The sequence below is a fragment of the Streptomyces sp. 3-6 genome (genome assembly GCF_056323165.1).
Window position 1 is genome coordinate 160,087 of the sequence record NZ_JBWHZP010000001.1, and the last position, 16,039, is coordinate 176,125.

At 71.9% G+C, this 16,039-nt stretch carries 11 protein-coding genes; 10 read left to right on the forward strand and 1 reads right to left on the reverse strand.

The features are described 5' to 3' along the window. The first annotated feature begins 700 nt into the window (after positions 1-700). From AC02VZ_RS00630 to AC02VZ_RS00640, 3 genes are all read left to right on the forward strand, one after another. The gene (locus AC02VZ_RS00630; RefSeq protein ID WP_432056728.1) at positions 701-2,197 is read left to right on the forward strand and encodes a D-ribitol-5-phosphate cytidylyltransferase; all 1,497 of its coding nucleotides are present in this window, start codon (positions 701-703) and stop codon (positions 2,195-2,197) included. Positions 2,198-2,370: 173 nt separating this feature from the next. Next, on the forward strand, positions 2,371-4,446 hold the full coding sequence (locus AC02VZ_RS00635) for a hypothetical protein (RefSeq protein WP_476474528.1): 2,076 nt from the start codon (positions 2,371-2,373) through the stop codon (positions 4,444-4,446). 244 nt (positions 4,447-4,690) lie between these two features. After that, on the forward strand, positions 4,691-5,917 hold the full coding sequence (locus tag AC02VZ_RS00640; RefSeq protein ID WP_476474224.1) for a glycosyltransferase family 2 protein: 1,227 nt from the start codon (positions 4,691-4,693) through the stop codon (positions 5,915-5,917). Between the two features lie 267 nt (positions 5,918-6,184). Here AC02VZ_RS00640 and AC02VZ_RS00645 read toward each other — a convergent pair whose 3' ends face one another. Beyond that, on the reverse strand, positions 6,185-8,230 hold the full coding sequence (locus tag AC02VZ_RS00645; RefSeq protein WP_432057736.1) for a hypothetical protein: 2,046 nt from the start codon (positions 8,228-8,230) through the stop codon (positions 6,185-6,187). A 250-nt stretch (positions 8,231-8,480) separates the two neighbouring features. On the opposite strand from AC02VZ_RS00645, the gene AC02VZ_RS00650 reads away from it, so the two are divergent. From AC02VZ_RS00650 to AC02VZ_RS00680, 7 genes are all read left to right on the forward strand, one after another. Then, positions 8,481-9,266 carry a S1 family peptidase gene (locus tag AC02VZ_RS00650; RefSeq protein ID WP_476474225.1) on the forward strand — a complete coding sequence of 262 codons (786 nt, stop codon included), beginning with the start codon at positions 8,481-8,483 and terminating at the stop codon, positions 9,264-9,266. Between the two features lie 88 nt (positions 9,267-9,354). Beyond that, positions 9,355-10,488, forward strand: a complete 1,134-nt coding sequence (locus AC02VZ_RS00655) for a phospholipase D-like domain-containing protein (RefSeq protein WP_476474226.1) — start codon at positions 9,355-9,357, stop codon at positions 10,486-10,488. Positions 10,489-10,595: 107 nt separating this feature from the next. Beyond that, positions 10,596-11,777, forward strand: coding sequence for a glutamate 5-kinase (proB, locus tag AC02VZ_RS00660; RefSeq protein WP_476474227.1), 1,182 nt, complete (start codon positions 10,596-10,598; stop codon positions 11,775-11,777). Between the two features lie 133 nt (positions 11,778-11,910). Next, positions 11,911-12,378 (forward strand): hypothetical protein, encoded by a 468-nt coding sequence (locus AC02VZ_RS00665; RefSeq protein WP_476474228.1) that lies wholly within the window; start codon positions 11,911-11,913, stop codon positions 12,376-12,378. Positions 12,379-12,798: 420 nt separating this feature from the next. Then, a complete protein-coding gene (locus AC02VZ_RS00670) occupies positions 12,799-14,085 on the forward strand; it encodes a glutamate-5-semialdehyde dehydrogenase (protein ID WP_432057731.1) in 1,287 nt (428 codons plus the stop codon). A 124-nt stretch (positions 14,086-14,209) separates the two neighbouring features. Further along, entirely contained in the window at positions 14,210-14,755 is a 546-nt protein-coding gene (locus AC02VZ_RS00675) for an SCO2584 family spore wall biosynthesis protein (protein ID WP_476474229.1), read from the forward strand. A gap of 88 nt (positions 14,756-14,843) precedes the next feature. Then, positions 14,844-15,920: an SCO2583 family membrane protein gene (locus tag AC02VZ_RS00680; protein WP_432057729.1), complete on the forward strand. Its 1,077-nt coding sequence runs from the start codon at positions 14,844-14,846 to the stop codon at positions 15,918-15,920. The last annotated feature ends 119 nt before the right edge of the window (positions 15,921-16,039 follow it).

Here is a 16,039-nt window from a genome sequence, read left to right on the forward strand (position 1 = left end):
GCCCCGGGCCACGGGCCGCCAGGGTCACGGGGCCCGGAGCCGCCCTCCGCCGCCCCCGCCGGGACGCACCGCCCCGCGCCCGCCCCGCGAGGACGCGCCCGGGCACCGCGCCCGGCGCACCACCGCGAGCCGAGCCCCGCCCGCACACCCCGCGCCCCCCGCCGTCCCCCCGCACCCCCGCCCGACGTGCCGTGAGCCCGGGACCGCCCGCCCGCGGTCCCGGGCTCACGGCATGCAGACCGCCGCCCCGCACCCGGCAAGGCCGAAAAGCTGCCGGATGCTAATAAATGAATTGCGCGGCAAAAGGGGCACGCCGCGCGTCGCATTCCCCGCCCGGGCCGGACGAGCCGCGGGCAGGGTGTATGAAGAACTGGTGCACCCCGCCTTCGCGGGACGTGAAGATCCCGCACCCCCGCGCCCACCGTCCGTCACCGGGCAGCTACCGTCCTCGCTGCTCCGCAGACGTTCCGGAGCACCCTCCGCGGTGCCCTCACGGAGGTCACACGCGTCAATCGAATGACTTCTGTGTACTTACTCACAGCAATTCATCGAAGGTTCAGGGAACCGGCATCCACGGTCAGGGGTCTTCTGTGAATGAAGGGTTGCGTGCGGATATGCAGAGGAGGACGGTCGCCTTGCACCGCGGTTACCACGAGTGGGACCATTTTGAAGTTCACTGTCGCCCCGAGGTAGGTCACCTGTGTCCCAGCACATAGCCAAACCCCGTACCACCGCAGTGATCCTGGCCGGCGGTACCGGACAGCGCGTGGGTCTGTCGATTCCCAAGCAGCTGCTGAAGATCGCCGGCAAGGCGGTCATCGAGCACACCCTGACCACGTTCGAGAAGGCCGACTCGATCGACGAGATCATCGTGCTGATGGCGCCGGGCTACGTGCCCGACGTCGAGCGGATCGTCGCCAAGGCCGGGTTCACGAAGGTCACCAGGGTCATCGAGGGCGGCTCGACGCGGAACGAGACGACCGAACGCGCCATCGCCGCGCTCGGCGAGGGGCTGGCCGAGGGCGAGGACCTCAACGTCCTCTTCCACGACGCGGTGCGCCCGCTGCTGTCGCAGCGCGTCATCGACGACTGCGTGGCCGCGCTGGAGCGCTACCAGGCCGTCGACGTGGCGATCCCGTCCGCGGACACCATCATCGTCACGCGCACGCACGGCGAGGACGGCGAGTTCATCACCGAGATCCCGGACCGCTCCCGGCTGCGCCGCGGCCAGACCCCGCAGGCCTTCAAGCTGTCGACCATCCGCCGCGCCTACGAGGTCGCCTCCGACGACCCCAACTTCCAGGCCACGGACGACTGTTCGGTCGTACTCAAGTACCTGCCCGACGTGCCGATCCACGTCGTCGCGGGCGACGAGTACAACATGAAGGTCACCCAGCCCGTCGACGTCTTCATCGCCGACAAGCTGTTCCAGCTGGCGTCCACCGCCACGCCCGAGCGCAGCGGCGAGGAGACCTACCGCAGGCTGCTCACCGGCAAGACCCTGGTCGTCTTCGGCGGTTCCTACGGCATCGGCCAGGACATCGCACGGATGGCCGAGGGCTACGGAGCCACCGTGTACGCGCTGGGCCGCTCCACCACCGGCACCCACGTCGAGAACCCGGAGGAGGTCGACGACGCGCTCTCCAGGGCGTACGCCGAGACCGGGCGCATCGACTTCGTCGTCAACACGGCGGGCGTGCTGCGCATCGGCAAGCTGGCCGAGACCGACAACGCCACCATCGAGGAGGCACTGAAGGTCAACTACCTGGCCCCGGTGCAGATCGCCCGGTCCGCGTACAAGTACCTGGCCGAGACCAAGGGACAGCTGCTGCTGTACACCTCCAGCAGTTACACCCGCGGTCGCGCCGAGTACAGCCTCTACTCCTCGACCAAGGCCGCCATGGTGAACCTCACCCAGGCCCTGTCCGACGAGTGGGCCGGCGAGGGCGTCCGGGTGAACTGCGTCAACCCGGAACGCACCGCCACGCCGATGCGGACCAAGGCGTTCGGACAGGAGCCGGCGGACACGCTGCTCTCGTCCGAGGCGGTGGCCCGCACCTCTCTCGACGTGCTGCTTTCCGAGCTCACCGGCCATGTCATCGACGTGCGTCAGCAGGATCCGACGGCGGGTGCCCAGCGGGCGTCCGGTTTCGAACAGGCCCTCGCTTCGGTGCTGGACCGTCAGGACGGCGTGTAATAATTGCTCGCAAATAGGCTCCGGTAATTCAGGCCCCTGCGGTCTCCCGTGAACAACGGGGTTTCGCGGGGGCCTGAATCCGTCCTTCAGTAAATCACCACAGGCACAGAACCGGAACTCCCCTTCCAAGAGCAGGTTTCCCCGTGATAACCACTGCTATTCGCGTCGCCCGGGTGGGCAGCGCGGCGGAACTGGCCGCCGCGGTCCTCATGCTGCTGGGATATCCCGGCCTCATGGTGGCCGCACTCGTCCCGAACGTGCCCGCCTTCGCGGCGGCGGCCGCCGTCACGTACCTGGCGGACCACTATCTGCACCTCAAGGGCAGCTACCTGATCAACCGCCTCGGCAAGGTGCGCGCCGGGCTGCCGATCCGCTTCCTGATCAGGCAGTTGCTGCTGGTCCTGCTGCTGGCCCGCCTCGACCTCGCGGACAACCTGATCTACTACGGGGCGATCGCCTGCTTCATCGCCTTCTACGGACTCCAGGCCGCGCAGGGCGCCCTGACCACGCTGATCCGCAACCGGCGCCGCATGCCCGTCGCCACGCGCAACGTCGACCTGGCCGCCCGCATCCGCATCCCGGACGCGCCGCCGCAACTGCTGCTGCACCGCTCCGGCGAGAAGATGCTGCACCTCGACCTCCTGGCGGTCGTCGGCATACTGGCCGCGGCCCACCTCGACTCGTCCCTGATCGGTTTCGCCGGCATCGCCGCCACGGTCGCCCTCAGCACCCTGTACGTGCTGGTGCTCATGCCGTACCTGCGCAGTGGCCGGATCCCGCCGAACGCCGACCGGGTGCTCGAAGCCCTCGACGCCTGGCTGAGCGAGTACCGGCCCGAGACGGTGCTGTACTTCTCCGGCTCCAAGGACTCCGCCTACCAGGTCAACATGTGGCTGGAGACCATGGAGCAGCTGGACACGCGTCCGATGATCATCCTGCGCGAGCGCGTGATACTGGAGAAGCTGGCACCCACCACAGTCCCCGTCGTCTGCGTGCCCGGAGGGGTGCACCTGATGAACATGGACCTGTCCACGGTGCGGGTGGCGCTGTACGCGGCCAACGTCGGCAAGAACATCCACCTGCTGCGCGTGCCCACCATGAAACACGTCTTCATCGGCCACGGCGACAGCGACAAGATCGCCAGCGTCAACCCGTACAGCAAGGTCTACGACGAGGTGTGGACCGCCGGCCGGGCCGGCCGGGACCGCTACGCCATCGCCGACGTCGGCGTCCGCGACGACGACATCGTCGAGGTCGGCCGCCCCCAGCTGGCGCCGATCCGGACCTGGCAGGGCCCGCCCGGCGACCGCGTGCCGACGGTCCTGTACGCCCCCACCTGGGAGGGCTGGGACGACAACCCGGGCAACACCTCGATCCTGCTGGCCGGCGAGAACATCGTGCGCCGGCTGGTCCGGGCCGAGCCCCCGGTCCGCGTCCTGTACAAGCCGCACCCCTTCACCGGCACCCGCAGCGCACGGGCCAAGGCCGCCCACCAGCGGATCACCGAACTCGTGGAGCAGGCCGCCGCCGAGCGGGCCGCCGACCCGCGCTTCACCACCGACACCGCCGCCCAGGCCGACGCCCGGGCGGACCTGGCGCGGATCGAGGCCCGGCTGGCGGAGCTGACCGTGGGCGGCGACCGGGGCGACGAGGCCGAGGCCACCCGCGACGGCCTGGTCGACATGGTCCGGCACGAGGAGACCGCCCGGCTGCGCACCGAGTGGAACGACGCCTACTGGCGCTCCTTCCCCGACTGGGAGCACCGGGTCATCACCGGTGCCGAACCGCTTCTGTACGACTGTTTCAACGTCTCCGAGGCGATGGTCTCCGACATCTCCAGCGTGGTGTCCGACTTCATCGCCAGCGGCAAGCCGTACGCGGTCACGGACTCCGCCGAGCTGGGCGCGGAGGAGTTCAAGCGCCAGAACACGGCGGTGCGGGCCGCAGTGATCCTCGACAACGACGCGACCGGGCTGGATGGCCTCCTGGACGCCGTCCGCGACCCGTCCGCCGACCCGCTGGCCGAGGACCGGCGGGAGCTCAAGCGCTACCTGCTGGGTCCGGACGAGCCGCCGTCCCTCACCCAGTTCAACACGGCGGTGGCGCAGCTCGCGCTGAAGGCCGAGACGCGCAACCTCGGCCAGCAGTCCCGGATCAGCACCGGGGGACCCGACGTCGAGATGGCGGACGCGGTCCCGGTCCAACGGGCGACCGCGAACGGCGACGCGGACGACATCACCGCGGGCTGACCGCCCGCCGCGCTGCAAGAGGGCCCGGCCGGAAGGGAGTTGCTCCCCCTCCGGCCGGGCCCTTCGTCGTACCCGCCCGGCTGGACGCCCGTCCCCCGTCGCCCGGAACGGGCCCGTGTGACCTGGGGCACGGAAACCGGGGTGCCAGGCAACCGCCCTCTTCGAACTCCCGTCTTGCAGGTAGCGAATGAAGTGATACGGGGGAAATGTTCCATTGATGAGGGGGAAGTCATGAGGGGGGAACGTGACCGTGGCGCAGCCTGATGTCACCGTGGTCATCGGGGCGTACGAAGCGATGCCGTACCTGGTCGAGTGCCTCGCCTCGGTGGAGGCACAGACCATCGGCCCGGAACGCATCGAGGTCGTCGCCGTCGACGACGGATCGACGGACGGCACGGGGGAGTACCTGGAAGCGTTCGCGGACCGGGCGCCCATGCCGGTGACCGTCATCCGGCAGCGGAACTCGGGCGGGCCGAGCGGCCCGCGCAACGTCGGCCTGGCCCGGGCGACCGGCCGCTACGCCTTCTTCCTGGACGCCGACGACCGGCTCGGCACCGAGGCCCTGGAACGCATGGTCGCCCTGGCCGACCGGGCGGGCACCGACGTGGTCCTGGGGCGGGTGGAGGGCGTCAACCGCAACGCGCCGAAGTCCATGTGGGGCAGGACCCTGGAGCGCACCGACGTGCACTCCTCGCGCATCAAGTACACGCTCAGCGCACAGAAGTTGTTCCGCCGCGCCCTGCTCGACCGGCACGGCATGCGGTTCGACGAGTCGCTGTTCACCGGCGAGGACGCCCTGTTCACCATGGAGGCGTACCTGCGGGCGGACGGCGTGTCCGTGCTCGCCGACTACACCTGCTACTACCTGGTGGGCCGCGAGGACGGCAAGCACGTGACGAAGAGCGGGAGTTACACCCTGCGCTTCGACTCCGCGCGCATGCTGATGAACCTGATAGCCGACCTCGTGCCGGAGGGGCCCCGGCGCGACGAGCTGATGCTGCGGCCCTTCACCATCACCCTGCTGCCCCAGTTCGGGCCCCGGTTCCTCAAGGACACCGACCAGGTGCGCCGGCACAAGCTGGAGCTGGCCCGGCCGCTGATGGAGGTGCACTTCACCGAGGGCGTCGCCCGGCGGCTGAAGGTGGAGGAGCGGCTGCGCCTGCACCTGGTGGCCCGGCAGCGGCTCGAACCCCTCCTGGACGTCGTGGAGTTCCTCCGCGCCAAGCGGCACCCGCCGGCCGTGCTGGAGCGGCGGGGGCGCCGCGTGTACCTCGCCTACCCGCACTTCCGCGACCGGGCGTCCGGTGTGCCGGACGCCGTCTACCTCGCGGGCCCCCGGGAGGCGCGCGCGGTGCCCGGCTACCGCGAGGACACCGGCGGCACCCCGCTGCGGCGCGTGCTGCGCCGGACCCGCCGGCTGCTGTCCACGGGGGCGAAGCCCGCCCGGGACCGCACCTCGGCGGCGGCGTGAGCGGACCGGGACCGACAGGGCGGGCGGGCCGCGGCGGGCGCCGTCGGGCCGCCGCCCGCGAGTGTTCCCGGGCCGGACGGCCCCGGCCGGCCCGCACGCCGCGGTGGGCACCGTCGGGGCCGGTGCGCCGCGACCGGGATGCGCGCGGGGCCCGTGCGACGGCACGGGCCCGGACGTCCGGAACGCCGCGGCCCCCGTCCCGGGCCCGCGGCGTTCCGGCGGCACCCGCCCGGCGGGGCGGGTCGCCTCAGACGGTGGCCCGGGTCCTCAGACCGTGGCCTGGGTCTGCGCGGGGGACTGGCCGCGCTGGGCGGGGAGCTCCGCGATGAGGCGCTGGACGGCACGGGCGCGGTGCTCCTCGGCGGCCCTGCACAGGTCCTGCACGGCGTCGTCGAAGCGCTGCTGGGAGCTGGGCTCGGCCGGGCCGAGGAGGCGCACCTTCAGCTCGGCGCGGGCCGCGGCCAGCTTGTCGAGCTCCGGCTTGCGCACCGACTCCAGCAGGGCCGGGATGCCGGCCGCGTCCGGCGTCAGCACCGTCGCCGCCACCACCGTCGGGAACGCCTGGCGGAACGCCTCCTCGGACAGCCCGCTGGTGTTGGCCACGGCGTACGGCTTCTCGCTGGCCAGGAAGTCGCTGATCACGCTGGACACGTCACTGATCAGCAGGTCGGCCACGTCGAAGCAGGAGTACAGCGCGGGGCGGACGTCCGTGACGATCTGGTGCTCCCACTCCGGCAGCGACGCCCAGTACGCCTCCTCCCAGGCCGCCGTCGTCCGCGCGACCGCCTCGGCCCGGCCGGGCTCGGGCGCGGACTGCGCCCGCATCCGCTCGACCTGGTCGGCGGATTCGCGGTACGTGGTGGCGGTCAGCCGGTCCAGCTCGGCGGTCAGCCGGGCGAGCTCGCCCGACGGTGCGGGACGGGGGCCGTTGCGGCGACGGTTGGCGGCCCGGATCAGCTCCCGGATGCGCAGGTCGGCGGCGCCCGCCCGGGGGTCCACCGAGCCGGTCAGCGGGTGCGGCTTGTACAGCAGGCGGACGCCCGGGTCGGCGAGCAGCGCCCGCACCAGGTTCTCCCCGGCCTCGACGACCGACGTGTTGCCCGGGTTGCCGTCCCAGCCCTCCCAGGTGGGCGCGTACAGCACGGTGGTGTACGGCCCGGTGGGCGGGCCCGCGTACGGACGCACCGCGTCCAGCTGCGGACGGCCGATCTCCACCACGTCCTTGTCCTCCACGCCGACCTCGGCCAGCGCGTACCGCTCGCGGGCCGCCGGACCGGCCACCCACACCTCGTCGTACGCCTTCGCGTACGGGTTGCAGGAGGACAGCTTGTCGCTCTCGCCGTGGTTGACGAAGGTGTTCTTGATCGTCGGGATGCGCAGCACCTGCGAGGTCTTGCCGGAGTTGGACGGGTGGATGAGGACCTGGAGGGTGGACTGCTCCAGCCGCATCAGCGTGGACACCTTGGGCAGGCACACGATGGGGATGTCGGTCGGAGCGATCCGCGGCACCATGAACCGCTCACGGAGGATGATCACCGGCCGGGCGTTCAGCTTGGCGATCGGTTCCAGCCACATGTTCGCCTGGTACGCCGAGGAGGGGCCGCCGGAGAAGTACAGGCCGACCGTCGGCTTGTACTCGGCCAGCCAGGCGTCGAACCACTCGAGCACCTCCTGCTCGCCCGCCGGCCGCCGTCCGGGCAGCAGCCGGACCAGGAGCATGCCGAGACCGACGAGCCCCAGCAGCACGGACAGGGCCACACCGGCCTGCGCGACCCACCCGGGGACGCCGCCGACCGCGGTGGAGGCGAGCCCGGCCGTGGCCGGCAGCCCGAAGATCAGCAGCCGGTGGCCCGGGCGGCGCAGCAGGGTGGCCGGGGCGGGCGACAGGCGCAGCGCGGAGGCGTCGATGTTGCGGGTTACGACGGGCAGCGTGCGGGTCCGGCGGACCAGGACCGACACGGCCTGGATGGCGCAGTGCAGGGCGTAGAAGACGAGCAGACCCGCGACCAGCGGTGCGTAGGTGCCCTCCTGGTCCTGCGCGTCCAGCCGGAGCAGGCCCACCACGAGCAGCAGATCGCGCAGCACCTGGCGGACGGTGACGTCCGCGTGGGACTTGGCGAACAGCGTCAGCAGGCCGGGCTGCCAGCGGTGGAGTGCGCCCTCCACCGCCAGGGACACGGCGGTCGCGCCCAGCAGCAGCGGTGCGTGCGGCAGCAGTGCACCGGCTGCCTGCGCGACCACGGCGGCCGCCGGGACGGCGAGGAGGAGGAGCTTGGCGGCGGTGTGCCGCCGTGGGGACGAGGGTTCGGGCACTGCGGTCACTCCAGGAGCGTCGGGGCGGACCAGGTCGTCCGCCCAGGTTAATGGGCGGTGACCGTCCAACGACACGCGCGTATCCGGGGAGTGGTCGCGGGAGACGAGATGCCGCTTTGAGCCAGTCCGTCGGGTTCCGGTCTTCCGAGTGCGGAATCGAACATTACGCAAATGCATTGCGGTAGCTTCATGGCCACGTCAAGCACACGAGTAACAGCAGCACCAGGACTCATGTCAGGGGAAGTTGACTGTGCGTAAGAAGACAATCCGTCCCGCCGTCGCGCTCGCGGCACTCCTGTTGTCGTTCGCCGGACTGCCTGCTTCGGCCCATGCCCAGGAAAGTCAGGGGGTCTTGACCACGCCCTCCGTCGGCGACGGGGACGGGACGGTCGGGCCGCTGATTATCGGCGGTACGAAGCCCGAATCCCGTGGTATGGCCGCGATATCACTCGACGGGTCGCCGCATTGCAGCGGGTCGATAGTCGACAACTACTGGATCCTCACGGCCAAGCACTGCGTCAGGGTCAATGGCGGCGACGGGGACAAGTACGCCTACAGCAGGCTCAAGGTGCGGGTGAAGAGCGTGTACGCGGACACCGGCGGGGGCGTCGTGAGCGTTTCCCTGACGAAGTCACGTGACAATCACGATCTCGCGCTGATCAAGCTCAGCCGTTCCGCGAATGCCGAGCCGGTGCGTCTGGCGACGGCGCACTCCGTCATCGGTGCGACGACGTACGTGTTCGGATACGGAGTCAACTCGACCAGTGGGGCGAGCGATCACCGGCTGCGCCGGGGCACCGAGCGCGTGGTGGACAATTCCTTCCCGGGAATCCTGACCACGGCGATCGACGGGAAACCGTGTCACGGAGACTCCGGCGGTCCGTTGTTCAAGCTCGTCGACGGAAAGCGCTACCAGATCGGCGTGGTCTCACGGCTGCCGCAGGGGGATCCCCTCGACTGTTCGGCCGGGCGCACGGTCTACTCCTCCGTGCCCAACAGCCTGGACTGGATCAAGCGCGTGATGCGGGACTTCTGACCGATCCCGCACGGCCGATGCCCGCTGGAAACCGCAGCGGGCATCGGTGTGCTCCCGACCCCTCTCAACGAAAGCGAGAATCGCCGTCGTGTTCAACCGCGGACGTACGCCCAGCAGCCTGCCCGTGGCGGCCGTAGTAGCCGGGGCCCTTCTCCTGTCTGCCACCCCCGCCGTGGCGGCCCCGCAGGCCGCGCTGATCAGTACCGGCGCGGTGTTCAACAACCCCAAGGGCTCGGCGGCGCAGCAGAACGCGGTGAAGGACCACATCATCGCCTCGATCGACAACACACAGAGCGGCCGGATGATCCGGACCGCCCTCTACGCACTGAAGGACCAGGACTACACCGACGCCCTGGTCGCCGCCCATCGGCGAGGCGTTGCCGTGCGGGTGGTCCTGGACGCCAAATTCAAGTCGTCCGCGGCCACCCAGAGCCTTCTCTCGGCACTCGGGACCGACAAGTCCAAGGACTCGTGGGTGCACGTCTGCACGACGGGGGCCGCCTGCATCGCGACGGGCCGCAGCAGCATGATCAATCACAACAAGTTCTTCACCTTCTCGCGCATCGGAAACGCCGGAGAGGCGGAGGACGTGGTGATCCAGACCTCCGCGAACCAGACCTCCCTCAACACGGAGAAGTACTGGAACAACGCCTATACGGTCGTCGGGAACACGGGGCTCTACACCGCCTACCGTGATTACTTCAACGATCTGGCGGCGATGAAGAAGAACGCGAACTACTTCAGGAGCGGAAAGGTGGGAACGGAGAAGTACTACTTCTTCCCGCAGCAGACCGGAGACATCGTTGTGGGCGTCCTCGGCAATCTCTCGTGCGCCGCGGGCGGCACGGTGCGTGTGGCGGCGTTCGCCTTGCACAGGGACGCGGTTGCCGAGAAGCTCAGGTCGATGGCCGACCAGGGATGTTTCATACGCATCGTCTATAACGACAGCAACGACGTCGGTAAACTCTCCGGGCACAAGAACATCGCCCTGCGTCGGTTGAGCACCGCCGACGGGTATCTCGTCCACTCCAAATACTTCTTGATCGAAGGCAACTACGCCGGACACAAGGACACCAAGTGGACCTTCACCGGTTCGCACAATCTGGACGAGTCGTCGCTGCGTGACAACGACGAGGCGATGCTCCGGCTGGAAGGGGCGGCGCCGCACGATGCCTACCGCCAGAACTTCGACAGCCTGTTCGCCGTCGCCACTCCCTCCTGACCGGCGGCCCGGAGCTGTCCGCAGCATGGACCGGTGCCCCGCCGCACATCCGTTTCACGTAGATTGCCTTGCGGCGAGGCGGTCTACGTGAGGGGACGGGCGGCAAGGTGGCAGGGGCAAGACACACCGTGAGCGGGGCCCGCAGGATCGTCGTCAAGGTCGGGTCCTCCTCGCTGACCACCGCCTCGGGCGGCCTGGACGCGGACCGCGTCGACGCCCTGGTCGACGTGCTCGCCAAGGTGCGCGGCCAAGGGGGCGCCCGCGGAGCCTCGGCCGAGGGGGCCGGCGGGAGCCGGGCGGGCGGCGGCGAGCGGGAGATCGTCCTCGTGTCCTCCGGTGCCATCGCCGCCGGGCTGGCCCCCCTCGGGCTGGCCCGCCGCCCCCGCGACCTCGCCCGCCAGCAGGCCGCCGCCAGCGTTGGCCAGGGCCTGCTCGTCGCCCGCTACACCGCCTCGTTCGCCCGCTACGGCGTGCGGGTCGGCCAGGTGCTGCTCACCTCCGACGACATGAGCCGGCGCGCCCACCACCGCAACGCCTCGCGCACCCTGGACAAACTCCTCGCCATGGGCGCCTTCCCGATCGTGAACGAGAACGACACGGTCGCCACCGACGAGATCCGCTTCGGCGACAACGACCGCCTCGCCGCCCTCGTCGCCCATCTCGTCCACGCCGACCTGCTGGTGCTCCTCTCCGACGTGGACGGCGTCTACGACGGCGACCCCGCCAGGCCCGGCACCTCCCGGATATCGGAGGTGCACGGCCCCGGGGACCTCGCCCACGTCGAGATCGGCAGCGCCGGGAAGGCGGGCGTCGGCACCGGCGGCATGGTCACCAAGGTCGAGGCCGCCCGCATCGCCGCCGCCGCGGGCATCCCGGTGGTGCTCACCAGCGCCGTCCACGCCGCCGACGCACTCGCCGGCCACGACACCGGCACCTTCTTCCACCCCACCGGCCGGCGCTTCGCCGACCGGCTGCTGTGGCTCCAGCACGCGTCCACCCCGCAGGGCTCGCTCACCCTCGACGACGGGGCGGTGCGCGCGGTCGTCGACCGCCGCATGTCGCTGCTGCCGGCCGGCATCGCGGGCGTCGACGGCGACTTCAGCGCCGGTGACCCGGTCGAGCTGCGGGACACCACGGGCCGTGCGGTGGCCCGCGGACTGGTCAACTTCGACGCGAAGGAGATCCCTCGGCTGATCGGCCGCTCCACCCACGAACTCGCCCGGGATCTCGGACCCGCGTACGAACGGGAAGTCGTACACAGGGACGATCTGGTGCTTCTGCATCCGTAATCGGCCGAAACATCCGCCCTCGGTGGTGGACGTTCCGCAAAACCGCCCCGCGAGCCCCGGCGGCCTGCTCAACTTTGTCCCAGGGACACATCCGCCCGACCCGCGGGCCGGTCCGTGCGCGAAGGAGGCCGTCGTGAGACGAGTACGCCCTGGGACGACGGCGTCCCGCGGTGGTGCCGGCTCCCGGGCGGCCGGCGAGGAACGCACCCTCACCAGCGTCGCGGCCGGGGACCGCTTCGAGGGCGGCGAGCCCCGCGACCTACCGCGCCTGTGGCACGTCACCCTCAGCGTCTCCGGCGCCCGCGCCCCCATCGAGGACGTCCGCCGCGCCCTGGAGCAGCTCGCCCACGACCACCCCTTCCTGCTGACCAGCCGCTACGCCGACGACCACGCGGAGATCCGCTACTGGGAGGAGGCCCGCGACCTGCACGACGCCGCGGCCGTGGCCCTGCGCCTGTGGGGCGAGCACCGGCTGACCGCGGGGCTGCCGCCCTGGGAGATCGTCGGGCTGGAGGTCATCGACCGGGCCACCTACCACCAGCGGGTCGCCGAGGGCCACGGCCCGGTCCGGGCACATCCCGTAGGGGTCCACCCCTTCTGAGCCTCCCGGCTGTCCGCAGGCCGGGGGCGAACCCTGTGGGCGCCGCCGAGACCCGTAGGGGAGCGGCCCCGGGCAGTCGCTTGCCCCGGGGGAGCCGCCCCGGGCGGTCGCAGGCCCGTACGGGAGCGGCCACGGGCCCCCGCGGACCACCGGGCGGCCCTCCCGCTCGTCCGCGTCCGCAGGCCGCAGGCCGTAGGGGAAGACCCTCCCGGGGTCGTTCGCGCACCGTTCCGAGGAGACCCCGCCGGGGACCTCCGCACGTCGCGCGGTGAGCCTCCCCGGGGCGTCCGGGGAGCCGTCCGGTGGCCCTCCTCGGGCCCTCCGCCGGCACCATCGGAGGGCCGTCCGGGGACAGAGACCCGCGTCTCGTCGTGTGGGACAGGGTCCGGATCCGGCCCCCTTCCGCACTACCCTTCCCTCATGACCACGCTCTCGCCGCTCGATTCGATGTCCCCGGTCAATCAGGCCGCCTACCGGGCCAAGGGCGCCGCCGCCACCCTCGCGCCGCTCACGCGCGCCGAGAAGGACGACGCCCTGCTCGCCATCGCGGACGCGCTGGAGGTCCGCTCCGGTGAGATCGTCGAGGCCAACGCCCAGGACGTGGCCAAGGCCCGCGAGGCGGGGACCGGAGAGGGCCTGATCGACCGGCTCACCCTGACCCCGGAGCGGGTCCGCGCCATCGCCTCCGACGTGCGCGACGTGGCCGCGCTGCCCGACCCCGTCGGCGAGGTCGTCCGCGGCTCCGCCCTGCCCAACGGCATCGACCTGCGCCAGGTCCGGGTGCCGCTCGGGGTGGTCGGCATGATCTACGAGGGCCGGCCCAACGTCACGGTCGACGCCGCCGCCCTCTGCCTGAAGTCCGGCAACGCCGTCCTGCTGCGCGGCTCCTCGTCCGCCTACCGGTCGAACACCGCCCTGGTGCGGGTGCTGCGCGACGCCGTGCACGGCGCCGGGCTGCCCGCCGACGCCGTCCAGATGGTGCCGGGCGAGAGCCGTGAGAGCGTCCGCGAGCTGATGCGCGCCCGCGGACTGGTCGACGTGCTCATCCCGCGCGGCGGCGCCTCCCTGATCAACACCGTCGTGCAGGAGTCCGTCGTCCCGGTCATCGAGACCGGCACCGGCAACTGCCACGTCTACGTCGACGCCCAGGCCGACCTCGACATGGCCGTCGAGATCCTGATCAACTCCAAGGCCCAGCGGGTCGGCGTCTGCAACGCCGCCGAGACCCTGCTGGTCCACCAGGACATCGCCGCCGACTTCCTGCCCCGCGCCCTGGACGCCCTGGCCGACGCCGGCGTCACGGTGCACGCCGACGAACGCGTGATGGCGTACGCCAAGGACTCCCGGGCCACCGTCGTGGAAGCCACCACGGAGGACTGGGAGACCGAGTACCTCTCCCTCGACATCGCCGCCGCCGTGGTCGACTCCCTCGACCGGGCGGTCGAGCACATCCGCCTGTGGACCTCCGGGCACACCGAGGCCATCGTCACCGCCTCCCAGCAGTCCGCGCGGAGGTTCACCCAGCTGGTGGATTCCACCACCGTCGCGGTGAACGCCTCCACCCGCTTCACCGACGGCGGCCAGTTCGGCTTCGGCGCGGAGATCGGCATCTCCACCCAGAAGCTGCATGCCCGCGGACCCATGGGTCTGCCCGAGCTGACCAGCACGAAGTACATCGTCACCGGCGACGGGCACGTGCGGCGCTGACCCGCCCCCGCCGCGGTGCACCGGCCGGGCGGCGCGGGCCGACAACGGCGCGGACGGCCCGGCCGGCGCGGACGAATTTCCGTACCGTCTGCCCAAATTGACCCCCCAGGTCTACTCTGGATCCGTGCCGGAGGACGTGGGGGGCACGCCGTTCCCGGACGGCTGGGAGCCCGACGACGACCACGACCGCGGGGTGACGGACGAAGAGTTCGCCTCCGTGGTCTTCGACGAGGACTTCGTCCGGGCGGCCCGGGTGCACGAGCCGAGCGCCGTCGAACGCCTGCTCGCCGCCGCCCGGGCCAGAGCCGAGGCCGCCGAGGCGGAGGCCGCCCGCGGGGAGCGGTACCCCGACCGGTACGGCCACCGCGGCGCCCGCGGCCCCGACGGCCCGGACGACGACCCGGACGTCCTGGAGGACCCCTACGGCTCCCGGCCCTACGGGGGCCAGGCCCGCTGGCACCGCTCCGTCGCCTGGATCCTCGCCCTCGTGATGGGCATCGGCATGGTCGCGCTGGCCTTCTCCGCCGTCTACCGGGGCGGCTCCGCGCACCGCCAGGACCCCGTCCCGTCGCCCACCTCGACCGTTCCGGAGCGCGACGGCGCCGCCGCCCCGTCCGCCTCCGCCGACTACTCCCGGCCGACCGTCCCGGTGATCCCGCAGGGCCCCTGAGACCCGCCGCCGGCCCGATGGGGACACGTCCGGGACGGACGGCCCGGCGGGGCGTTCACCGGGGCGCGTCGGGACCTACCCTGAAGGTATGGCAGGGCCTGCGGACCCACCCGAGGGGAACCCCGAGGGCGCCCCCGGTGGCAGTGAGGACGAGTACCGGTCCGTCGTCTTCGACGAGTCCTTCGTCCGTGCTGCCCGCCTCCAGGAGTTCTCCGCCCGGGAACGCATCACCGACCACGCGCCCGCCGTGCGCGACCGGCCCCCGCCGCGCCGGGCGGCCGGACCGTCCCGGCAGGCCCTGATCCTCGTCGTGCTGATCGCCGTCGCCTTCGGCACGGCCGTCTACATGGGCGTGCGCCACCCGTACCAGTCGCCCGCCGCCCGGCAGCCCGCCGACCCCCTGCGCATGACCGTCGTCCCCCTCGCCCCCCGGGGGACGGTGCCCGGGGCCGCGGACGCCGCGCGCCTCTACGCCCGCAGCCCGGCGGCGGGCTTCGCCGGCGGCGCCGAGGGCATCACGCTGCCCGCCTCCCGGCGCACCGCGCACTTCTCCGACGGCCAGGTCGTGAGCGCCCTGACCACCGCGAAGGACTACATCGTGCGCTCGGCCCTCGACCCCCGGGTGCTGACCGGCGGCGACACCCGCCCCGTGCGGGTGCTGCTCGACCCCGACCAGCTGGCCCAGTTCGACCGCAGCTTCGCCCGTCCCACCGCGGACGGCCGGCACGCGCCCACCGGATGGCTCGTCCGCTTCGACCCCTCCCGCGCGGAGCTCGCCGACGACCGGGTCCGCGTCCGCGGGACGCTCCAGGCCGCCGAGACCGACGCCGGCACCCTGGAGGTCACCGCCGACCACACCTCCGTCTACGCGCTGCGTCCGGCCGGTGCCGGGGACGGGGCCGAGGTGTCGCTGTTCACCGTCCGGCGCGAGCTGCGCTTCCGCTTCGACCACGACGACCTGCGCGCGCACCAGGCCCAGCTCGTCCTCGCCCACGTCCAGGCGGGCCCGCTGTCCTGCGCCGAGGACACCACCGGCCACCTGCGGCCGCTGCTCGCCGGCCAGAGCGCCGACCCGGACGGCCCCACCGGGACCGACCCCTACGCCGTCGACGCCGTCCCCGCCCTGTGCGGCTCCCTGGCCGCGGCGGCCCAGCCGAGCCCCTGAGCCGACCCGCACGACCCGCACACCACGATCTGCACCGGAGGGGACGGCCCCCCCGCCTCCGACGGACGCAGATGACGCCGGGGCCCGGGATGCCGACGGGCGCCGACGACCCCGGACGC

Excerpts from the sequence above, each read along its gene's own strand:
- AC02VZ_RS00680 (WP_432057729.1), top strand. The coding sequence starts at position 14,844 with ATGGCAGGGCCTGCGGACCCACCCGAGGGGAACCCCGAGGGCGCCCCC.
- AC02VZ_RS00670 (WP_432057731.1), top strand. The coding sequence starts at position 12,799 with ATGACCACGCTCTCGCCGCTCGATTCGATGTCCCCGGTCAATCAGGCC.